We start from the raw sequence: 21,103 nt of genomic DNA, 5'->3' as shown, positions 1-21,103 counted from the left end.
AGACATATGTCATACATGGGTTGAGGCGGGCTGCCCGCGACGGCAGCGGAAAGGGCGGGCCGGACGACCGTCACAGGTGCTCAGTCCGGCAGGTCGTGGCAGCGGCTGGTGTGGCTGCGCACCAGCGCCGCCAGCGCCGGGTCGTACTCGGCGACCACCTGGACCACCCGCTGCTCGGCCAGGCCGGCGAGGCCGTCGTACAGCTCCACGAAGAGTTCCCGGGCCCGCGATCGGGGCCAGCGCGCCGGCAGCAGTTCGGTGGGCAGTTCCGGGTCCAGGCTCGGCATCGTCCGCCAGTCGTCCATCAGGGCGGTACGCGCGACCAGGGCTTCCGCCGTGCCGATCCGCCCACCGCGCCAGCGCTGCCGCACCGGCTCGTACGCCGCCAGCAGCCGCTCGTATCCGGCCCGCAGCGCGTCGAGGTCCCACGCCTTGACCGGGTGCCCGCCGACCGGCCCGCCCTCGGCGAGTTCGGCGGTGAAGACCGTCGCCCGGTCGATGCCGAGCTCGGTCAGGATCCCGGTCACCTCGCGGACCCGCTCGTGTGGGGAGACCCAGAGTCCGTCGTAGAGCGGGGCGAAGCCGTACCAGCCGAGCCGGGTGCGCAGGGCGTGCCGCCGGGACCTGTCGTCCTCCGGCACCGAGAACGCGGCCACCGTCCAGCGGCCGGACCACTGTGCCCGGCCGGTGCCGAAGGAGAGGATGTGCCCGCGCCCCTCGGTCAGCACCTCGGCGGCACGGGCACTGAGCGCGTACGAGGTGCGCCGGCCGGTCCGGGAGAGTTCGAGCAGCCCGCGCCGGGCCAGCCGGCTCAGGGTCGCCCGCGCGCTGACCTCGGTGATGCCGAACTCGCCGAGCAGCGCCACCAGGGCCGCGGACGGCAGCGGCGCCCGCTGTCCGTACCAGTAGTCGCCGAGTAGGGTCAGCAGCAGGTGTTGCGGGCTGCCCCCGGCCTGCACCCGCGGCAGGTCGGCGGCGGGCGCCGAGGGCTGGACCGCCATGCTGGTCACTATACAGATTTCGGACCGCCCGCCAGCGACACAGCCTCGCCACGAGCGGTGACCGCCGCCGACACGATTCGTCGCCCACCACCAAACATTCGGCAGCAATATTGACCGGCGTGCAACAAGTGTCTAGCGTCCTGGTAACAAGCTGTCCCCTCGCTGCGGGAGGCACCCGTGCGACGTACCGCTGTAACCGCCGCCGTGCTCGCCGTGGTCCTCGCCACGGCCGCCTGCGGACAGGACTCCGAACCCGGTGGTGACGACGGGCCCCTGAAGGTGGGCCAGATCGTGTCGCTTACCGGCAACTACGCACCACTCGGCACCGAGAACGAGAAATCCGTGAAACTGGCGGTGGAGCAGGTGAACGCGGCCGGCGGAGTGCTCGGCCGGCAGATCGAGCTGCTCGTCCGCGACGACAAGAGCCAGCCCGACCAGTCGGTGCTGGCCTTCAACGACCTCAAGGGCAGGGACGTCGCGGCGGTGATCGGGTCGCCGTTCTCCAACTCGGCCCTGGCCACCATCCCGCTCGTCGACCGGGAGAAGATCCCGTACGTCTCGCTCACCCCGGCCGACGAGCAGGTCGACCCGGTCCACCCGTACGTCTTCGTGGTGCCGGCCACCTCCGGCACGTACGCCGACCGGATCCTCCAATACCTGAAGGCCCAGAACATCAGCCGGGTCGCCGTGGCCTACGACGGCAAAAGCTCCTACGCCCGGGCCGGATTCAACGGCACCAAGGCCAAGGCGGCCGGGTACGGCATCACGCTCACCGCGACCCCCGAGTTCCAGACCACCACGACCGAGTTCTCCGCGGTCTTCAACCAGGTGCGCTCCTCCGGCGCGCAGGCGCTCGTCGTCTGGGCCACCGGGCCGCCCGGGGTGGCGCTGGCCAAGCAGTTCCCGACCGCCAACCTCGGGGTTCCGGTCGTCTTCACCGGCGCGCAGGCCAGCAAGCTCTGGTTGGAGCCGGTCGGCGCGGCCGCCGAGGGCGCGGTGGTGGCCAGTTCCATCGGCGTGGTCGGCGACAGCCTGCCGGACGGGGCACAGAAGAAGGCCATCGCCGAACTCGCCGAACCGTTCGAGAAGCAGCACGGCTACCCGCCGCCGCAGTTCGCCCAGGACGGCTACAGCGGGGTGAAGCTGCTGGTCGCCGCGATCGAGAAGGCGGGCAGCACCGAGCCGGAGAAGATCCAGGCCGCTCTGGAGGGGCTGACCGCGACCACCCCGAACGGCACCTACACCTACAGCGCCACGGACCACGCCGGGCTGAAGGCCGACTACATCTCGATCAACACGGTCAAGGGCGGTGCGCTGGTCCCGACCGAGTGGTCGGCCGAGCAACTGGCCACGGTGGCGGGCAGGTGACCGAGCCGCTGCTGCGGGTCGCCGGCGTGTCCCGGGCGTTCGGCGGTGTCTACGCCGTGCGCGACGTCGACCTCGACGTCGCGCACGGCGAGCTGCGCGGCATCATCGGGCCGAACGGCGCCGGGAAGTCCACGCTGTTCAGCCTGGTCGGTGGGCAGCTGCCGGCCGGGGCCGGCACGATCACCTTCGCCGGCCAGCGCGTCGACCGGCTGCCGGCGCACCGGCGGGCCCGGCTCGGCATCGCGATCGTCTTCCAGGGCGCCCGCATCTTCCGCGGGATGACCGCCCTGGAGAACGTGATGGTCGGGGCGCACGCCACCACCCGCGGCGGCTTCACCGCCGCGGTGCTCCGGCTGCCCCGGCACCGCCGGGAGGAGCGGGAGATCCGGCAGCGCGCGCGGGAGGCGCTCGACCGGGTCGGGCTGGCCGACTGGGCGGACCGGCCGGCCGAGTCGCTGCCGCTCGGCCAGCAGCGGGCGCTCCAGGTCGCCCGCGCGCTCTGCGGCCGTCCGCGCCTGCTGCTGCTCGACGAGCCGGCGGCGGGGCTGCGGGCCGCCGAGCGGGAGTCGCTGGCCCAGCTGATCGAGGAGCTGAAGGCCGGCGGACTGACGATGATCAAGATCGAGCACGACGTCGCGTTCGTGACCCGGCTCGCCGACCGGGTCACCGTGCTCGACCTCGGCCGGGTGATCGCCGAGGGCACGCCGGCCGAGATCCGGACCCACCCGGCGGTGGTCGCCGCCTACCTGGGCACGGAGGTGACGGCGTGATCACTGTGGACCAGCTCACCGTCCGGTACGGGGTGGCGACCGCCCTCGACCGGGTCAGCCTCGACGTCCAGCCGGGCGAGATGGTCGCGCTTATCGGGCCGAACGGGGCCGGGAAGTCCACTCTCGTCGACACGCTCTCCGGCATCCTCCGCCCGGCCGGCGGCACGGTCCGCGTCCAGGGTCGCCTCGCGCACGTACCCGAGGGCCGGCAGGTCTTCCCCGACCTGAGCGTGGACGACAACCTGCGACTCGGCGGCTGGCGCATCCGCAACCGGGACACCGGCCCGATCTACGAGGTGCTGCCGGCGCTCGCCGCGCTGCGCCGCCGCCGCGCCGGCCGGCTCTCCGGCGGCGAGCAGCAGATGGTGGCGGTGGGCCGGGCCCTGATGGCCCGCCCGGACGTACTCGCGGTGGACGAACTCTCCCTCGGCCTCGCCCCGCTCGTCGTCGCCGACCTCGCCCGGCACCTGTCCGCGCTGAACGCCGAACGGGGACTCGCCGTGCTGCTCATCGAGCAGAACGCCCGGCTGGCCCTGGAACTCTGCTCCCGGGGCTACGTGCTGGAGGCGGGCCGGATCGCCACCGCCGGTACCGCCGCCGAACTGGCCGCCGACCCCCGGGTCTCCGCCGCCTACCTGGGGGCGGGAGCATGAGCGAACTGTTGCAGTACCTGATCACCGGGCTCGGTGGCGGTTGCGCGTTCGCGCTTGTCGGCAGCGGGCTGGTGGTGGTCTACCGGGTGACCCGGGTGGTCAACTTCGCGCAGGGCTCGTTCGCGGTGATCGCCGCGATGACCGCCTCGACGCTGCTGGCCGGCGGGCTGCCGCACGGGCTGGCCGAGGCGCTCGCCGTGGCGGTCGGCGCCGTCGCCGGCCTGCTGGTGGGACTGGTCGCGATCGGCAAGCCGGGCACCCCGCCCGGCGCCTCCCTGATCGTCACGCTCGGGCTCGGCGTCTTCGCGTACGCGGTCGAGGTCCTCCTCTGGGGCGACCAGCCGCGCTCGTTCCCCGGCGTACCCGGTGCGGTCGAGTTCCTCGGCGCCCGCTTCCAGGCGCACTACCTGCTCATCATCGGCGCCACCCTGGCGGTCTTCGCCGGGCTCGGCGGGCTCTTCGCGCGCACCGACGTCGGCCGCGCCCTGTCGGCGTGCGCCTCCAACCCGTACGCGGCCCGGGTGGTCGGGATCGACGTCAAGCGGATGGGCCTGCTCTCCTTCGCCATCGCCGGTGCGCTCGGCGGGCTGGCCGGGGTGCTGGTCACCCCGATCCAGCTGGTCACCTTCGACTACGACGTGACCCTCGTCGTCGGCGGCTTCGCCGCCGCCATCCTCGGCGGCCTGCTGCGGCCGGCACTCACCCTGGTCGGCGGCCTGCTGCTCGGCGTCGCGCAGGCGCTCGTCGCCGGGTACGGCGGCGGCGCGTACCAGTTGGAGGTCGCCCTGGTCCTGATGCTCGCCGTGATGATCTGGCAGGCGGCACGCCAACCGGTAGTACAGCAGGAGGTGGCGTGAACCCGGCGCGGGACATGACCCGATGGCTTCCCGTCGTGGCGGTGGCGGCGGTGACGCTGGCCCTGCCGCCGCTGCTCTCCGGCAGCCACCTGGCCGTCTACATCCTGCTCGGGCTGGCCGCGATCGTCACCATCGGACTGTCCATGTTGATGGGCTATGCCGGGCAGGTGTCGCTGGGGCAGGCGTCGTTCTACGCCATCGGCGGCTACACCGCCGGGCTGCTCGCCGTGCACGGCGTACCGTCGGTGGCGGGCCTGCTCGTCGCACCGCTGGCCGCCGCCGCGTTCGCCCTGGTGGTCGGGGTGCCGCTGCTCCGGCTGCGCGGCCACCACCTCGCCTTCGCCACGCTCGCCATGCAGCTCATCCTGCTCTCCCTGGTCAGCCAGGCCGACTGGGCCGGCGGTGCGATCGGGTTGCAGGGCATCCCCCGGCTCTCCGTCGGCGGCGCCGAGTTCGCCGAGGACATCTCCTACGCCTACCTGGTCTGGGTCGCGGTGGCGGTGACCCTGCTGGTGGCCCGCAACGTGGTGGCGTCCCGCCCCGGGCGGGGACTGCGGGCGCTGGCCACCAGCGAGACGGCGTCCGCCGCCAGCGGCGTACCGGTCGGGCGTTACCGGCTCGCCGTCTTCGCCCTGTCGGCCGCCTTCGCCGGCCTGGCCGGCGGGATCTACGCCTTCTACCTGGGCTACATCGCTCCCGGTTCGTTCCCGGTGCTGCTCTCCATCGAGTACGTCGTGATGGCGGTGGTCGGCGGGCTCGGCACGCTCTGGGGCGCACTCGTCGGCGCGACCGCGATCATCCTGCTGGTGCAGGTGCTCAACAACGTCGGCACCCAGCCGGGGATGCCGAGCTACGCGCCGAGCGTGCTGTCGTACGCCGTCTACGCCCTGCTGCTGGTGCTCGTGGTGCTCTTCCTGCCACACGGGATCGTGCCGGCCGTCCGGGACCGGCTGGCCCGGCTCGGCCCGGCCCGGCCGGGGCATCTACCGACGGGCGCCCTGGCGGGCGCGACGACAGACCCGGCCACGACCACGAGCGCGACCACGGACGCGTCGGACACCCCGACGGGCGACGACGCCGCACGGGCGGGGGTCACCCGGGACGGATGACCCCCGGCGACCCCCACGGCGGGTACAGGGTCAGCGGTGCCGGGTTCAGCCGGCGGTGCAGGTCGGGGTGATGCCGGACCCGCTTCCGCTGCCCTGGAAGCCGAACTCGGTGGCCTGGCCGGGGCCGAGCCGACCGTTGTAGCCGACGTTGCCGAACCAAACCGTGCCGGTGGTCCCGCTGGCGGTGGCGTTCCAGGTGTTCGTCACCGAGGTTCCGGCCGGCAGCGTCAGGCTGACCGTCCAGCCTTCGGTGCCGGCCGGGCCGGCCGTGACGCGCACCGTGGCGACGAACCCACCGGTCCAGGACTGCACCGAGACGCCGGCCGAGCAGGCACCGGAGGCCGGCGGGGTGGTGCCCGGCGGGGTGGTCGGGTCCCCGGGCGGGGTGGTCGGCGTTACAGGCGGGGTGGTCGGGTTGCCCGGCGGTGTCGTGCCGTGGGGCGTCGTCGGCGCGGTGGCGCTGTCCAGGGCGAGGAACCGGACCGCCTGGGCGGCGTCGAACGGGATCGAGTGGCCGTACCCCTGGAAGCTGATCGCCTCGACCGGCGCCGTGCCGCCGGTGCCGCCGTAGCGGGTCCGGGTGGCGCTCGACTGCGGATGGTCGGTGTACGCCGGCGTCTGGGACAGGCCGTGCAGGTTGGTCCACTGCTTGACCTGCTCGCCGAAGTTGACGTAGCTGAGGGTGGTGTCCGTGCTGCCGTGCCAGACCTGGATCCGGGGACGCCGGCCGGAGTAGCCGGGATAGGCGTCGCGGACCAGGTCGCCCCACGCCTGCGGGGTACGGGTGATCCGCCCGCCGGAGCAGTCGCTGTTCCACTCCGAGCCGTTGGTGGTGGCGAAGCAGCCGAACGGTACGCCGGAGGAGCTGACCCCGGCCTCGAAGACGTCCGGATAGAGCCCGAGCATCACGTTCGTCATCATGGCTCCGGAGGAGAGCCCGGCGACCTGGATGCGGTTCGGGTCCACCGGATAGCGCTGCCGGACGTGGTCGACCATCGACTTCAGGCCGACCGGGTCGCTGCCGCCGTCCCGGCGCAGGGCCTGCGCGGACGAGACGTCCCAGCATTTGCTGCTCCGGGTCACCGACGGATAGATCACGATGTAGCCGTACCGGTCGGCGAGCGAGCTGAACCCGGTGCCAGTGTGCAGGGCCGGCCCGCTGCCGGTGCAGTAGTGCAGGGCGAGCAGCAGGGCCGGCCGGGCGGCCACCCGGTCCGGCACGTAGAGGTGCATCTGGAGATTCGTCGGGTTGCTGCCGAAGTTGGTCACCTGGGTCAACGTGGCGGCCTGGGCCGGCGCGGCGAGCAGGGCCGCGGTGCCCAGTGCGGCCACGGCCGACGCCAGCACGGCGGTCAGCAGGGTGCTTTTCGATCTCATCGGCGCTTCCTCACCCGGCTTCGACGGCCGGAACCCGTATTCGACAGCGGAGACTCGGGAGCCGACAGCGGAGACTCGGGAGCCGACAGCGGAGACTCGGGAGCCGACGCCCGCCCCGGCCGGTCGGCGTCGCCGAACCGGGGCAGGCGTCGGCCGGTCCGGCCCGGCCCGGATCGGCGAAGCCCGGGCCGGGCCAGCGGGTGGATCAGCTGGCGGTGCAGGTGGGGGTCATCCCGGATCCGCTTCCACTCCCCTGGAAGCCGAACTCGGTCACCTGACCGGCCGCTAGCTGACCGTTGTAACTGACGTTGCTGAACCGCACCGTGCCGGTGCTGCCACTGGCGGTGGCGCTCCAGGTGCCGGTCACGCTCGCCCCGCCGGGCAGCGTCATCGCCACCGTCCAGCCCCGGGTGCCGCCCGATCCGGCGGTGACCCGCACGTTGGCGACGAACCCGCCGGTCCACTGGTTCAGCGAGACCGTCGCCGTACAGCCCGCCCCGCCGGCCGGCGGGGTGGTCGGGTTGCCGCCCGGAGGCGTCGTGGTGGGGTTGACCGGGGGCGTACTCGTCGGCGGGACGCCGGTGCCGGCGTTCAGCTCGGCGAGCACCGCGTCGTACGCCGCCTTCTTGTTGTTGTTGCAGTCGAAGAGCAGCGGGTTGGCGCCGGTACGCCACGACTCGCAGTCCCGGACGCCCCAGACCGTGATGCCGGTGCAGCGCGAGATCGCCATGCAGGCCCGGGTCACCGTACGGTAGATGTTCGCCTGGTTGGAACCCTGCTGGACGTCCAGCTCGGTGATCTGCACGTCGACCCCGAGATCGGCGAAGCGTTGCAGGTTCGCCTGGTAGTCACCGGCGATCGTGGTGCCCAGGTGCGACTGGAACCCCACGCAGTCGATCGGCACACCCCGGGACTTGAAGTCCCGCACCATGTTGTAGATGCCCGTCGACTTCGCGTTGATCCCGTCGGTGTTGTAGTCGTTGTAACAGAGCTTCGCGTTCGGGTCAGCGGCGTCCGCGGCCCGGAACGCCGCCTCGATCCAGTCGTTCCCGGTGCGTTGCAGGTTCGAATCACGCCGCCCGCCGCTACCACCGTCGGCGAACGCCTCGTTCACCACGTCCCAGGAATGGATCTTGCCCCGCCAGTGCGACGCGACCTGGGTGACGTGGTTGATGGCGGCGCTGCGCAGGTCACTGCCGGAGAGACCCTGCGCCCAGCCGGGCTGCTGCTGGTGCCAGAGCAGCGCGTGCCCGCGCACCAGCATCCCGCGGGACTGCGCGTGCGCGACGAGCTGGTCGCCACGGGTCCAGTTGAACTGGTTGCGCTGCGGCTCGGTGGCGTCCCACTTCATGCCGTTCTCGTTGGTGAGCTGGTTGAACTCGCGGTTCAGCACGGTCATGTAGCCGGAGTTGCTGAACATGTGCGGGTCGGTGGCGGTGCCGAAGTAGCGGCCCTTCTCGGCCGCCGAGGCACCCAGCGTGGTGCCGGCGCTGGCGGAGGTGGCCAGTGCCACCGTCATGCCGGCCACCAGCGCCCCGGCGACGGCGACCGCCGCCGTCAGCTTCAGTCTTCTTGTGCTAGCCATGATTCTGCCTTCTCGGTGTCGGTTCCTACGGTGGTCGTTCATCTGCCCGGACTCCCGCGCGGAACGTCAGGGGGTGGTGATGTCGAACCGGCGTACCGTGACGGAGCCGCCGAGTGCCTGGGTGGCGTGGTTGAAGATGCCGAATCGGTAGCCCATGAAGAACTGCCAGGCGTTGTTGAGGGTGAAGGCCGGCCCGAGGCTGGTGAACGTGCTCCCGTCGGTGCTGTACGAGAAGCGGGCCTGCCGGCCGCTGCCCGGCCGGATGTCGGCGTTGACGCGCAGCCAGATCCGGCCGCCGGAGACGCCTGCGGAGGCGCGTTCGGTGCCGGTGCCGGTGGTGGCCCAGCTGCTGTTCATGGTGAGGCCGTCGGTCATCACCACCCGGGTGGCACCGTTGTCGCGTTTGATGCCGATCCAGGCCGACTGGTCCCGCAGCATGGCCAGGCCGGACCGGTCGCCGTCCCGCATCGTGGAGTAGTCCAGCTCGATGGTGGCCGTCGAGGACGGTCCCTGGATCCGGTGGGTCAGGGTGTTGCGGGCGCTGTACAGGTCGTTGGTGACGGTGGCGGTCTGCAGCTGCAACCCGTTGTTGACCGACCAGCGGCTGTTGTCCGGGACGTGGTTCCACTCGTACTGCGGGCCGAGGGTGGTGCCGGCGAACGTGTCGGAGCCGGTGAGCGGCTTGACCGGGCGCAGCGGCAGCGGGTTGGGGTAGTTGACGCCCCAGCCGCCGTTCACGGTCTGGATGCTCGGCCAGCCGTCACCGCTCCAGGTGATCGGGGCGAGCGCCGGGACCCGGCCACCGGGGTAGGCGTCGACGAAGCTCATGTAGTACCAGGCGCCGTTCTGGGTCTGCACCAGTCCGCCCTGGTGCGGTACGCCGCCGCCGGAGATCGGGCCGGGCATGTTGAGCAGCACCTGGCGCATCTCGTACGGGCCCCACGGGTTGTTGGCCTTGAGCACGTACTGGCCGTTGGCCGGCTTGGTGAGCCAGATGTAGTAGCTGCCGTTGCGCTTGTAGAAGCGGGCGCCTTCCAGGGTGCCGACGCTGGACGGGGTCTGGAACACCTGCTGCGCGCGGACCTGGGACATGCCGTCGGCGGAGAGCTGCGCGACGCTGATGGTGCCGTTGCCGTACGCGACGTACATGGTGTCGTTGTCGTCGACGAGCAGGCCGGCGTCGTAGTAGCAGTTGTTGATCCGGGACCGCTTCGTCCACGGTCCTTCCGCCGAGCTGGCGGTGTAGACGTAGGTCCGGTTGAACTCGGCGCAGCCGATCCAGTAGAAGGTGTTGTTGCTGCGCCGGTGCCCGAGGGTGGACGCCCAGATGCCCTTCACGTACGCCCGGCCGCCGTTCATGCTGTAGGCGTTGTTCTCGAACTCGGCCAGGCTCGGCACGGAGTGTCCGATGAACTCCCAGTTCACCAGGTCGTAGGAGCGCAGCACCGGCGCACCCGGGGAGTAGTGCATGGTCGACGCCGTCATGTAGTAGGCGTCGTTGACCCGGATGACCTCGACGTCGGCGAAGTCCTGCCAGACCACCGGGTTCGTGTAGTTGCCGCTGGCCGGCGGTGTGGTCGGCGGTGGCGTGGTCGGGTCGCCGCCGCCGTCGACCCGGACGAGCTGCCACTGCTGGTTGGCGCCGTTCCAGTCGTCGTACTGCACGACGTTGCCCCCGTCGGCCGTGGAGGCGTTCTGTATCTCCATCACCCTGTTGCTGTTCCGGTTGACCAGCCGCACGTAGCCGCCGTCGGAGTCGGCCAGCCGGAACTGCTGGTTGTTCCCGTTGTGGTCACTCCACTGGATGATCGCCGCACCGTTGGCGGTGGAGGCGCCGTTGACGTCGAGCACCTTGCCGGACAGCCGCGACTTCACCCGGTAGTAGCCGCCACCGGAGTCGACGAACTGCCACTGCTGCTGGTTGCCGCTGTTCCTGGCCCACTGGGTGATCCGGGCACCGTCGTTGGTGGCCGAGTTGTAGACGTCCAACGCCTTGCCACTGTTCCGGTTGACCAGCACGTACCACGCGTTCGGGTCGACCGTCGCCGCGTCGGCGGGTGTCGAGACCACCGCCACCGCACCACCGCCCGCCAGCACCACCGCCGCCGCCGCGGCCACCAATCGTGGCAGCCGTCTCCGCCGTACTGGCGAGGGCGCCGACGACCCACCGGAGAATTCCATGAGTTTTCCCTCCAACTGGCAATACTCGGGGCAACCGCTCGAGTTCCGGACATGCCGGGGACGCCGCGAGCGGAGTGTCCGCGCTGCCTGACCTGGACCGCCGCCCGGGGTACGCATGCCCTGGCGCACGCTCCGGGCACGAGGTACGACGGGCGGCTCGCCCGGTGAGCCGGCTCCGCGTCAGTCCTCGTCCATCGACTGTGAGCGATAACATGCGAGGCGTCAAGTTGTAACGCCTCGGCAAAATCGATAAATGCCCTCGGCTTGCGGCGGGGTAGACCCCGGTGTATGTTACCGCTCACATCGATAGCTCGCCATGACATCGCTGACCTCCGCCCGTCCGCACGGAGAAAGGCGACGACTTCGGTCCGAGCGGTCCAGAAGCCACGGCCGGCTCGCCGGCCCCCGGCACGCTGCGTCGCGCGCAGCCCCGGGCGCGCCTCGAACCCCGCCCCGTCCCGAAGATCCGCCGCCCGCCGCGACAGGTCCGGGCACGAGGGAAGTCTCCACCGCTGTCGCCCGGCCGGCTGCCCGTCAGCCCGGCCCACGGCCCGCCTCGACCGCCCAGGGGCCACCGTCCCATCCGGCCCACCGCTCCCCGCGAGATGGAGAACCACCGTGTCGTTCCCGCCCGTGAGCCGGCGCCGGCTGTTCCAGGCCGCCGGTGCCGCCACCGTCGCCACCGCCGTCGGCCCCGGCATCGCCCAACTGGCCGCATCGGCCGCCGTTCCGCCGGCCCGTCCGGACATCGGCGTCTCCGCCTACCCGTTCGAGCTGGGCCAGGTACGGCTGACCAGCAGTCGGTGGTTGGACAACCAGAACCGGACGATGAACTACCTGCGGTTCGTCGACGTCAACCGGATGCTCTACAACTTCCGGGCCAACCACCGGCTGTCCACCAACGGCGCCGCCACCAACGGCGGCTGGGACGCACCGAACTTCCCGTTCCGCACCCACATGCAGGGGCACTTCCTGACCGCCTGGGCGCAGGGCTGGGCGGTGCTCGGCGACACCACCTGCCGGGACAGGGCGAACCAGATGGTGGCCGAACTCGCCAGGTGCCAGGCGAACAACTCCGCCGCCGGGTTCAACGCCGGCTACCTCTCCGGCTTTCCGGAGTCCGACTTCACCGCCCTGGAGGCGCGCACCCTCAACAACGGCAACGTGCCGTACTACGCCATCCACAAGACGATGGCCGGGCTGCTGGACGTGTGGCGCCAGATCGGCAACAACCAGGCCCGGGACGTGCTGCTCGCGCTGGCCGGCTGGGTCGACTGGCGTACCGGCCGGCTGAGCGCCAGCCAGATGCAGAACATGCTCGGCACCGAGTTCGGCGGCATGAACGCGGTGCTCGCCGACATCTACCAGCAGACCGGCGACGCCCGCTGGCTGACCGTGGCGCAGCGGTTCGACCACGCCGCCGTGTTCAACCCGCTGGCCGCGAACTCCGACCAGCTCAACGGGTTGCACGCCAACACCCAGGTGCCGAAGTGGATCGGGGCCGCCCGGGAGTACAAGGCGACCGGCACCACCCGCTACCGGGACATCGCCAGCAACGCCTGGAACATCACGGTCGGCGCGCACACCTACGCGATCGGCGGCAACAGCCAGGCCGAGCACTTCCGCCCGCCGAACGCCATCGCCGGCTATCTCCGGCAGGACACCTGCGAGCACTGCAACACCTACAACATGCTGAAGCTGACCCGCGAGCTGTGGCTGCTCGACCCGAACCGGGTGGCGTACTTCGACTTCTACGAGCGGGCCCTGCTCAACCACATCGTCGGGGCGCAGAACCCGGCCGACAACCACGGGCACATCACGTACTTCACCCCGCTCAACCCGGGTGGCCGGCGCGGCGTGGGCCCGGCCTGGGGCGGCGGCACCTGGAGCACCGACTACAACTCGTTCTGGTGCTGCCAGGGCACCGGCATCGAGGTCAACACCGCGCTGATGGACTCCGTCTACTTCCACAACGGCAACACCCTGACGGTGAACCTGTTCCTGCCGTCGGTGCTCACCTGGAGCCAGCGCGGCATCACCGTCACCCAGACCACGAACTTCCCGGTCGGCGACACCAGCACGCTCACCCTGGCCGGCAGCATGAGCGGCTCGTGGAGCATCCGGGTGCGCATCCCCGGCTGGACCAGCGGCGCGACGATAAGCGTCAACGGCACCGTGCAGGACGTCGCCACCACCCCCGGCAGCTACGCCACGCTCACCCGTACCTGGGCCGCCGGGGACACCGTCACCGTCCGGCTGCCGATGCGGGTGGTCATGCAGGCCGCCAACGACAACCCGAACGTCGCCGCGGTGACCTACGGCCCGGTCGTGCTCTCCGGTAACTACGGCAACACCGCCCTCTCCGCCCTGCCGTCACTCACCGTCTCGTCGGTCAACCGGACCGGCAGCAACTCGCTGGCCTTCACCGCCACCGCGAACGGCAGCACGGTCAACCTCGGCCCGTTCTACGACGCGCACGGGCACAACTACACCGTCTACTGGAGCACCAGCGGCGGCAGCGACCCGGGCGCCACCAGCTACCGGCTGCTCAACGCCGGCACCAACCTGGTGCTCGGGATCCAGAACATGTCCACCGCCGACGGCGGGCTCGCGGTGCAGTGGGGCGACAGCGGCACCGCCGACCACAACTGGGTCGTGGTCACCGAGGGCAGCGCGGTCAAGCTGCGCAACGTGCACAGCGGCAAGGTGCTCGGCGTGGAGAACATGTCCACCGCCGACAACGCCCGGGTGCTCCAGTGGGCCGACAACGGCACCGCCGACCACCTGTGGACGCTGCTGGACCAGGGCGACGGGACATACAAGATCCGCAACGTGCACACCGGCAAGCTGCTCGGCATCCTGAACGGCTCCACCGCCTGGGGCGCGCAGGCCGTGCAGGACCCGGACAACGGCAGTGCCGACAACCGCTGGCGCCTGGTCCGCAACTGAGGAACCCGTTCCCGGGCCTGGCGCGACCACCACAAGGATTGGAGAGGCAATGCGTACCCGTACCAGATGGCTGGCCGCGCTGACCGTGGCACTGGTCGCGGCCGGAGTGACAGTGGTCGAGGCGGTCTCCTCGCCCCGACCGGCGAGCGCGTTGAACAACGGGGTGGGCCGTACTCCCCCGATGGGCTGGAACAGCTGGAACACCTTCGGCTGCAACATCAACGAGACGCTGATCCGGCAGATGGCCGACGCCATGGTCAACTCCGGAATGCGCGACCTGGGCTACAAGTACGTCGTCGTCGACGACTGCTGGATGAACTCGACCCGGGACGCCCAGGGCAACCTCCAGGCCAATTCGAGCCGCTTCCCCAGCGGCATGAAGGCGCTCGGCGACTACCTGCACTCCCGGGGCCTGCTCTTCGGCATCTACCAGGCCCCGCTGGACCGCACCTGTGCGCAGTACTTCGGCTCCTACCCCGGTGCCACCGGTGCGCTGGGCCACGAGGCGCAGGACGCCCGGCAGTTCGCCGCCTGGGGCGTCGACTACCTCAAGTACGACTGGTGCTCCCCCACCGGCACCATCAACGAGCAGGTGTCCCGGTTCGCCCTGATGCGTGACGCGCTGGCCGCCACCGGCCGGCCCATCCTCTACAGCATCAACTCGAACAGCATCCACGAGAAGACCGGCCCGATGCGCAACTGGGGCGACGTGGCCAACATCTGGCGTACCACCGAGGACATCACGAACGCCTGGGACACCGGCCAGACCAACGGCTATCCGATGGGCATCCAGAACATCGTCAACGTGACCGTGCCGCTGGCCCACTACGCCAGCCCCGGCTCGTTCAACGACCCGGACATGATGGAGGTCGGCCGGGGCGGCATGAACGACACCGAGATGCGCAGCCACTTCGCCCTCTGGGCGATCATGGCGTCGCCGCTGATCGCCGGCAACGACCTCCGCAACATGGACGCGGCCACCCAGACCATCCTGAAGAACCAGAACCTGATCGCCATCAACCAGGACTCGCTGGGCCTCCAGGCGACCCAGGTGTCCAACGACGGCACCCGACGGGTACTCGCCAAGCGGCTGGCCGACGGGGACGTCGCGGTGGCCCTGTTCAACCAGGGTTCCTCGACCACCACGGTCAGCACCACGGCGGCGGCGATCGGCAAGTCCGGCAGCTCCTTCACGCTGCGGGACGCGTGGACCAACGCCACCTCCACCAGCACCGGCTCGATCAGCGCCTCGGTGCCCGCGCACGGCACCGTCGTCTACCGGGTCAGCGGCGGCGGCACCAGCACCCCGCCGCCGACCACCACGTTCCGGCTGCGCAGCGAGTCCAGCGGGCGCTGCCTCGACCTGGACAACGGCAACACCGCCAACGGCACCGGCATGCTCATCTGGGACTGCCACAGCAACCCCAACCAGCAGATCACCCAGTCCGGCCAGTCCCTCCAGGTGCTCGGCAAGTGCCTGCAGATCCCGACGAACGCCACCGCCGGCACCCGGGCGCAGATCTGGGACTGCAACGGCGGCGCCAACCAGCGGTGGACCTTCAACGCCAACGGCACCATCGGCAACGGGCAGTTCCCGTCGCTCTGCCTGGACGTCAACAACAACGGCACGGCCAACGGCACCACCGTGATCGTCTGGACCTGCCACACCAGCGCCAACCAGCGCTGGAGCCGGGCGTGACCGTGCACTGACGAAGCGGCGCCGAACGGTTGGGCCGGTGCGGGACCCCCGCGCCGGCCCAACCGTTTCTCCAGGTAGCCGGCCGCAATACATTAGATGTCTGGGTCTGTCGGCATGGTACGGCCGTTGACGGTACGGACGAATTCTCCGTACACTTCCGTAGTCATCAGATCTTTTGGCCAGCGCACCCCGAGGACCGCATGCCGCAGATCACCGCCGTGACCGTCGAGGACGTCCGCTTCCCCACCTCGCTCACCGCCGACGGCTCCGACGCGATGAACAAGGACGGCGACTACTCGGCGGCGTACGTCGTCCTGCACACCGACGGCGTCGATCCGCTCGGTGAACCGCTCGCCGGACACGGGCTGACCTTCACCATCGGCCGGGGCAACGACATCGTCGTCGCGGCGGCGGTGCACCAGGCCCGCCGCCTGGTCGGCTGGGACGTGCAGACGATGGCGGCGGACATGGGCGGGGTGTACCGCCACCTCACCGCCGACTCGCAGCTGCGCTGGCTCGGCCCGGAGAAGGGCGTGGTGCACCTCTCGCTGGCCGCCGTGCTGAACGCGTCGTGGGACCTCGTCGCCCGCGACGCCGGCAAGCCACTGTGGCGGCTGCTCACCGAGATGTCCCCCGAGCAGCTCGTCGACATCGCCGACCTGCGCTATCTCTCCGACGCGCTGACCCGGGCCGAGGCACTGGACATCCTGCGCCGGAAGGCGGACACCAGAGCCGACCGGGTCGCCGAACTCGCCCGCACCGGCTACCCCGCCTACACCACCTCGGCCGGCTGGCTCGGCTACGACGACGACAAGCTGCGCCGGCTCTGCCAGGAGGCGGTCGACGCCGGGTACGGTCACGTCAAGCTCAAGGTGGGCGCCGACCTCGACGACGACATCCGGCGCTGCGCCATCGTCCGCGAGATCATCGGCCCGGACCGCAGCCTGATGATCGACGCGAACCAGGTCTGGGACGTCGGGCAGGCCGTCGAGTGGGTCCGGGCGCTGGCCCGCTTCGCGCCGCTCTGGATCGAGGAGCCCACCAGCCCGGACGACATCCTGGGACACGCGGCCGTCCGGCGCGCCGTCGCACCCGTCGGGGTCGCCACCGGCGAGCACTGCCACAACCGGGTCATGTTCAAGCAACTGTTCCAGGCCGGGGCCGTCGACTTCTGCCAACTGGACACCGGCCGGCTGGCCAGCATCAACGAGATCGTCGCCGTACTGCTCCTCGCGGCGAAGTTCGACGTGCCGGTCTGCCCGCACGCCGGTGGTGTCGGGCTGTGCGAGATGGTCCAGCACGTCTCCGTACTCGACTACGTCGCCGTCTCCGGGGACCTGCACAACCGCGTCACCGAGTACGTCGACCACCTGCACGAGCACTTCACCGACCCGTGCCTCGTCCGGGACACCGGCTCCGGCAGCGCCTACCTGCTGCCGATCCGGCCGGGCTACTCTACGCAGATGCGTCCTGAGTCCGTGGAACGGTACCGGTTCCCCGACGGCGGCTACTGGGCCGAGGCGGCTTCCGCGCGGGCGACCGCCGCGACCGGGCCGTACCCGGCGTGGGACGCCTCGGCCGCCCCCGCCGGCCGCTGAGGAACCCGCCCGTCATGTCCCGCACCGACGACGTGGTGAACGGCATCAAGCGGATGATCCTGGAGGGGATGTTCCGGCCCGGCGACCGGCTTCCCGTCGAGAAGGACCTCGCCGAGTCGCTGGGCGTCTCGCGCGGCTCGCTGCGCGAGGGGGTGTCGGCGCTGTCGATCCTCGGCATCGTCAACACCCGGCAGGGCGACGGGACGTACGTCACGAACCTCGACACCACCCAGCTGCTGGCGCCGATGGGTTTCGTCGTCGACCTACAGGGCCAGGGCGACGCGCGGCACATCCACACCGTCCGGCGCCTGCTCGAATGCGAGGCGGCCCGGCTGGCCGCCACCAGGATCACCGACGAGGCGCTGGCCCAGGCCAAGGACCTGCTCGACGAAGCGGCCCGCTCCGTCGGCCAGACGCCGCCGGACCACGAGCGGATCATCGAGATCGACATCGCCTTCCACCGCATCATCGCGGCGCACAGCGACAATCCGGTACTCGTCGGCCTGATCGAGGCGTTCGCCGGGCGTACCGTCCGGGGGCGGCTCTGGCGCAGCCTGCACGAGGAGGGTGCGGACCGGCGTACCCACGAGGAGCACGTGGCGATCTGGACCGCGCTCGTCGCCCGCGACCCCGAACGGGCCAGGATCCGGATGGCCAACCACCTGGTCGGCGTCGAGGAGTCGCTGCACGGGCTGCCCGAGGATCCCGACCCGGCCTCGGACCTCCCGGCCGTCTGAGCGGGCCCGGAACTGCCGGCCGGCTGAGCGGGCCCGGAGCGCGCGGCCGGCGCGGGCGGTGGCCGTCAGTGGTCCTCCGGGGCGGTGGTCCGGGCGCCGGTCATCGCCGCGACCAGGTCGTCCGTGCCGACCTCGTCGGCCCGGAACCGGGCCGTCCGGCGACCGAGCCGCAGCACCTCGATCCGGTCGGCGATCTCGAGCACCTGCGGCATGTTGTGGCTGACCAGCACCACGGACATGCCCGCGTCCCGGGCCCGCCGCACCACGTCGAGCACCCGCCCGGTCTGCACCACGCCGAGCGCCGCGGTGGGCTCGTCCAGGATGACGACGTTCGTCGCCCAGATGATCGCCCTGGCCACCGCCACGCACTGCCGCTGCCCGCCGGAGAGCATCGCGATCGGGGTGCTGACCCGGGGGATCCGGACGCCCAGCTCGTCCAGCGCGGCGGCGGCCCCCCGGCGCATGGCGGGCTTGTCGAGCAGCCCGAGCCGGCCCAGCAGCCCGGGGCGGGAGATCTCCCGCCCCAGGTAGAGGTTGGCGGCGACGCTCAGGTCGTCGGCCACGGCGAGATCCTGGTACACCGTCTCCACCCCGGCCCGGCGGGCGTCGATCGGGCTGGCGAAGTGCACGGCCCGGCCGCCGACCCGGATCTCCCCCTCGTCCGGGGCGTGCACACCGGACAGCGCCTTGACCAGGGTGCTCTTGCCCGCCCCGTTGTCGCCGATCAGCGCCACGACCTCCGCCCGGTGCACGGTGAAGTCGGCGCCGCGCAACGCCTCGACGTGCCCGAACCGCTTGACGACGCCGCGCGCCTCCAGCACCGGCTCCCCGGCGGCGCCCCGCCCCGGCTCGGTGCTGCCCTGCCCCGGCTCGGTGGCCGTACCGCCGACCGGCGTCGTGCCCATCACCGCACCGGAGGGTTGTCGCAGTTCGGCTCGAGTACCGCCTTGGACTCGGCGGCGTCGATGTTCTCCTTGGTCAGGAACGTGACGCCGGTGTCCGCCGACGCCAGCGGCGCCTTGTCACGGAGGTGCTTCACCATGCTGTCCACCCCGAGGTAACCCATCTTGAACGGGTTCTGCACCACAAGCGCCGAGATCTGTCCGCTGCGCAGCCCGGCGATCTCGTCGGGGGCGGCGTCCCAGCCGATGATGACGACCTTGCCGGACTTGCCGGCCGCCTGGATGGCCTGCGCGGCGCCGAGCACGCTCGGCTCGTTGGCCGCGAAGACGCCGGCGAGCCGCGGGTTGGCGGTGAGGATGTTCTCGGTGACCCGGCGAGCCTCGTTGACGTCGCTGTGGCTGGGCTGCTGTCCCACCAGCTTCAGGTTGGGGTACTTCGTCAGGCCATCCTTGAAGCCCTCGACCCGTTCGGTGTTGGTCTGCGAGCCCGGCTGGAACTCGATGAGCGCCACGTCGTGGTTGCCGGCGCCGAGTTCGTCGGCGAGCAGCTTGGCCGCCTGCACGGCCGCGGCCCGGTTGTCGGTGGCGTACAGCGGCACGTTGTCCGGCTGCGGGTCGGTGCCGGAGTCGATCATCGCGACCGGGATCCCGGCCGTGACGGCCCGCTCGGTGGCAGGCGCCAGCGCGGCGGAGTCGGTCGCCGCGTAGACGATGCCGTCGACCTTCCTGGTGACGAAGTTCTGTAGGAGGTTGACCTGTCCCTCCACGTCGGTCTCGGCGGTCACCCCGTCCCACTGCACCGTGACGTCCCCGGCCCGCTTCGCGGCGCACTCGGCGCCGGCCCGTACCGTGTTCCAGAACTCGTGGCCGACGGCCTTGGGCACCACGGCGAGTTCCAGCGGCCCGCTCTGCTCCTTCGGCGCGCCGTCGTCGCCGTCGCGGACCTCGACACTTCCGCACGCGGTGAGGACCGACGTCGCCAGCAGGGCGACCAGAAGTGCCCGGCCGTACGGGCGGCGCACGCCCACCCACCGGCTGCTCGTGCTGCGGTATGACATTTGGTGTGTCCTTCCTCGTCCCGGGTGGCCGGAGCGGGGCACGTCAGCCACGTGCCTCCAGACGGCGGCGGCGGTACTGGTCGAAGTAGACGGCGGCCCAGATGATCAGACCGACGATCACCTGCTGGTAGTGGATGCTGATGTCGAGCAGTACGGCGCCGTTGCGCACCAGGGCGATCAGGAAGGCGCCGATCATCGTCCCGACGATCCGGCCCTGCCCGCCGAAGAGGCTGGCTCCGCCGATGACGGCCGCGGCGATGACGTCGAGTTCGAGTGCGATCCCGTAGTTGGGCTGACCGGAGTTGACCCGGGAAGCCGCGATCATGCCGCCCAGCCCGACCAGCACGCCGGCCAGTACGTACACCCCGGTCAGGTGACGGCCGACCGGGATGCCCGAGCGCCGGGCGGCCTCCGGGTTGGAGCCCATCGCGTAGGCGTACTGGCCGAACCGGGTCTGGGAGAGCAGGAACGCCACCCCGACGGCAACGACGGCGGTGAGCAGTACGGCGAACGGGACCCCGAACAGCTCGCCGTTGCCGAGCAGTTGGAAGGACTTGGGCAGCCCGTAGACCCCGACCGCCCCGGTGACGATGAAGACCAGACCACGTCCCGCCGACATCGTGCCGAGGGTCGCGATGAACGGCGGGATCCGGGCCACGGTCACCAGCAGTCCGTTCAGCAGTCCGGCGATCGCCCCGACGGCGACCGCGACCCCGGTGGCGGCCCAGACGGAGAAGCCCAGGTCACGGACGGCCATCGCGCCCACGACGCCGGCCAGGGCAGCGACCGACCCCACCGACAGGTCGATCCCCCGGGTGATGATCACCATGGTCTGTGCCGTGGCGATGATCGCGATCACGGCGGTCTGGGAGCCGATGTTGAACAGGTTGTCGGCGGTCAGGAAGTGTGGACTGGCGAAGCTGAGCGCGACGAAGAGCACCACCAGGGCGACGGCGGCGGTGAACTCCGAGACGGCGTGCGAGATCCGCTGCCGGAACCAGTCGGCCAGCCTTCCCCGCGTCTCGACGGACTGCTCGACGGTAGTCATCGCCGAACCCGACCTCCCCAGCTTCGCCGCAGCACCGTCCGGATAGGTCAGATGTTTGCAGCCGACCTGGCGTTACCCTGCCACGCCGGCCGACCGTTGCCAAGGTCCTTCGAGGAGGTTTCGACATCGTTGCAGCCCCAGGAACTCCCGGACGATCGGCGGGGCGATCCGACTGGCCACCACCCTGACTACAGCTCGTAACATCAGATGT

The 21,103-nt window shown here is 71.0% G+C and carries 16 protein-coding genes; 9 read left to right on the top strand and 7 right to left on the bottom strand.

Annotated features, from left to right (window positions below):
• Positions 1 to 80 precede the first annotated feature (80 nt).
• Complete coding sequence (locus O7626_RS05215; RefSeq protein ID WP_278059780.1) at positions 81 to 1,001, bottom strand: PaaX family transcriptional regulator C-terminal domain-containing protein; 921 nt, start codon at positions 999 to 1,001, stop codon at positions 81 to 83.
• 177 nt (positions 1,002 to 1,178) lie between these two features.
• On the opposite strand from O7626_RS05215, the gene O7626_RS05210 reads away from it, so the two are divergent.
• Genes O7626_RS05210 through O7626_RS05190 form a run of 5 tightly spaced genes read left to right on the top strand, consistent with a single transcriptional unit; the run spans position 1,179 to position 5,758 of the window.
• On the top strand, positions 1,179 to 2,369 hold the full coding sequence (locus O7626_RS05210) for an ABC transporter substrate-binding protein (RefSeq protein WP_278059778.1): 1,191 nt from the start codon (positions 1,179 to 1,181) through the stop codon (positions 2,367 to 2,369).
• Positions 2,366 to 3,139, top strand: coding sequence for an ABC transporter ATP-binding protein (locus O7626_RS05205; protein WP_278059777.1), 774 nt, complete (start codon positions 2,366 to 2,368; stop codon positions 3,137 to 3,139). The genes O7626_RS05210 and O7626_RS05205 overlap by 4 nt, the downstream gene beginning before the upstream one ends.
• Complete coding sequence (locus O7626_RS05200) at positions 3,136 to 3,792, top strand: ATP-binding cassette domain-containing protein (protein WP_278059774.1); 657 nt, start codon at positions 3,136 to 3,138, stop codon at positions 3,790 to 3,792. The genes O7626_RS05205 and O7626_RS05200 overlap by 4 nt, the downstream gene beginning before the upstream one ends.
• The gene (locus tag O7626_RS05195) at positions 3,789 to 4,649 is read left to right on the top strand and encodes a branched-chain amino acid ABC transporter permease (RefSeq protein ID WP_278059772.1); all 861 of its coding nucleotides are present in this window, start codon (positions 3,789 to 3,791) and stop codon (positions 4,647 to 4,649) included. Before O7626_RS05200 ends, O7626_RS05195 begins: the two co-directional genes overlap by 4 nt.
• A complete protein-coding gene (locus tag O7626_RS05190; protein ID WP_278059770.1) occupies positions 4,646 to 5,758 on the top strand; it encodes a branched-chain amino acid ABC transporter permease in 1,113 nt (370 codons plus the stop codon). Before O7626_RS05195 ends, O7626_RS05190 begins: the two co-directional genes overlap by 4 nt.
• A gap of 45 nt (positions 5,759 to 5,803) precedes the next feature.
• Here the strand turns inward: O7626_RS05190 and O7626_RS05185 are convergent, their stop codons facing one another.
• The 3 genes from O7626_RS05185 to O7626_RS05175 all read right to left on the bottom strand — a co-directional run bounded on the left by O7626_RS05185 (position 5,804) and on the right by O7626_RS05175 (position 10,901).
• On the bottom strand, positions 5,804 to 7,135 hold the full coding sequence (locus tag O7626_RS05185; protein WP_278059768.1) for a PHB depolymerase family esterase: 1,332 nt from the start codon (positions 7,133 to 7,135) through the stop codon (positions 5,804 to 5,806).
• A gap of 205 nt (positions 7,136 to 7,340) precedes the next feature.
• Positions 7,341 to 8,720 (bottom strand): endo-1,4-beta-xylanase, encoded by a 1,380-nt coding sequence (locus O7626_RS05180; protein WP_278059766.1) that lies wholly within the window; start codon positions 8,718 to 8,720, stop codon positions 7,341 to 7,343.
• 66 nt (positions 8,721 to 8,786) lie between these two features.
• Positions 8,787 to 10,901, bottom strand: a complete 2,115-nt coding sequence (locus O7626_RS05175) for a family 43 glycosylhydrolase (protein WP_278059763.1) — start codon at positions 10,899 to 10,901, stop codon at positions 8,787 to 8,789.
• Between the two features lie 618 nt (positions 10,902 to 11,519).
• Here O7626_RS05175 and O7626_RS05170 point away from each other — a divergent pair.
• The 4 genes from O7626_RS05170 (at position 11,520) to O7626_RS05155 (ending at position 17,884) form a co-directional block, all read left to right on the top strand.
• Positions 11,520 to 13,850 carry a beta-L-arabinofuranosidase domain-containing protein gene (locus O7626_RS05170; protein WP_278059762.1) on the top strand — a complete coding sequence of 777 codons (2,331 nt, stop codon included), beginning with the start codon at positions 11,520 to 11,522 and terminating at the stop codon, positions 13,848 to 13,850.
• Positions 13,851 to 13,899: 49 nt separating this feature from the next.
• Complete coding sequence (locus tag O7626_RS05165; RefSeq protein WP_278059760.1) at positions 13,900 to 15,549, top strand: ricin-type beta-trefoil lectin domain protein; 1,650 nt, start codon at positions 13,900 to 13,902, stop codon at positions 15,547 to 15,549.
• 200 nt (positions 15,550 to 15,749) lie between these two features.
• Positions 15,750 to 17,147: an enolase C-terminal domain-like protein gene (locus O7626_RS05160; RefSeq protein WP_278059758.1), complete on the top strand. Its 1,398-nt coding sequence runs from the start codon at positions 15,750 to 15,752 to the stop codon at positions 17,145 to 17,147.
• Positions 17,148 to 17,161: 14 nt separating this feature from the next.
• Entirely contained in the window at positions 17,162 to 17,884 is a 723-nt protein-coding gene (locus O7626_RS05155) for a FadR/GntR family transcriptional regulator (RefSeq protein WP_278059756.1), read from the top strand.
• Positions 17,885 to 17,949: 65 nt separating this feature from the next.
• On the opposite strand, the gene O7626_RS05150 is transcribed toward O7626_RS05155, so the two are convergent.
• From O7626_RS05150 to O7626_RS05140, 3 genes are read right to left on the bottom strand one after another with little or no spacing between them, the layout of a single operon-like run.
• Entirely contained in the window at positions 17,950 to 18,789 is an 840-nt protein-coding gene (locus tag O7626_RS05150; protein ID WP_278059755.1) for an ATP-binding cassette domain-containing protein, read from the bottom strand.
• A complete protein-coding gene (locus tag O7626_RS05145; RefSeq protein ID WP_278059753.1) occupies positions 18,789 to 19,844 on the bottom strand; it encodes an ABC transporter substrate-binding protein in 1,056 nt (351 codons plus the stop codon). The genes O7626_RS05150 and O7626_RS05145 overlap by 1 nt, the downstream gene beginning before the upstream one ends.
• 43 nt (positions 19,845 to 19,887) lie before the next feature.
• Positions 19,888 to 20,892 (bottom strand): ABC transporter permease, encoded by a 1,005-nt coding sequence (locus O7626_RS05140; RefSeq protein WP_278059751.1) that lies wholly within the window; start codon positions 20,890 to 20,892, stop codon positions 19,888 to 19,890.
• Positions 20,893 to 21,103: the final 211 nt, after the last annotated feature.

This window comes from Micromonospora sp. WMMD1102, from assembly GCF_029626265.1.
Taxonomy (GTDB): Bacteria; Actinomycetota; Actinomycetes; order Mycobacteriales; family Micromonosporaceae; genus Plantactinospora.
The sequence above is the reverse complement of the archived record's forward strand: the minus strand, read 5'-3'. Positions and strand labels throughout refer to the sequence as shown.

Bases quoted from the DNA above. Each gene is read 5' to 3' on its own strand.
- O7626_RS05195 (WP_278059772.1), top strand. From the start codon at position 3,789: ATGAGCGAACTGTTGCAGTACCTGATCACCGGGCTCGGTGGCGGTTGC.
- O7626_RS05185 (WP_278059768.1), bottom strand. From the start codon at position 7,135: ATGAGATCGAAAAGCACCCTGCTGACCGCCGTGCTGGCGTCGGCCGTG.
- O7626_RS05165 (WP_278059760.1), top strand. From the start codon at position 13,900: ATGCGTACCCGTACCAGATGGCTGGCCGCGCTGACCGTGGCACTGGTC.
- O7626_RS05215 (WP_278059780.1), bottom strand. From the start codon at position 1,001: ATGGCGGTCCAGCCCTCGGCGCCCGCCGCCGACCTGCCGCGGGTGCAG.
- O7626_RS05145 (WP_278059753.1), bottom strand. From the start codon at position 19,844: ATGTCATACCGCAGCACGAGCAGCCGGTGGGTGGGCGTGCGCCGCCCG.
- O7626_RS05160 (WP_278059758.1), top strand. From the start codon at position 15,750: ATGCCGCAGATCACCGCCGTGACCGTCGAGGACGTCCGCTTCCCCACC.
- O7626_RS05140 (WP_278059751.1), bottom strand. From the start codon at position 20,892: ATGACTACCGTCGAGCAGTCCGTCGAGACGCGGGGAAGGCTGGCCGAC.
- O7626_RS05155 (WP_278059756.1), top strand. From the start codon at position 17,162: ATGTCCCGCACCGACGACGTGGTGAACGGCATCAAGCGGATGATCCTG.
- O7626_RS05175 (WP_278059763.1), bottom strand. From the start codon at position 10,901: ATGGAATTCTCCGGTGGGTCGTCGGCGCCCTCGCCAGTACGGCGGAGA.
- O7626_RS05180 (WP_278059766.1), bottom strand. From the start codon at position 8,720: ATGGCTAGCACAAGAAGACTGAAGCTGACGGCGGCGGTCGCCGTCGCC.
- O7626_RS05150 (WP_278059755.1), bottom strand. From the start codon at position 18,789: ATGGGCACGACGCCGGTCGGCGGTACGGCCACCGAGCCGGGGCAGGGC.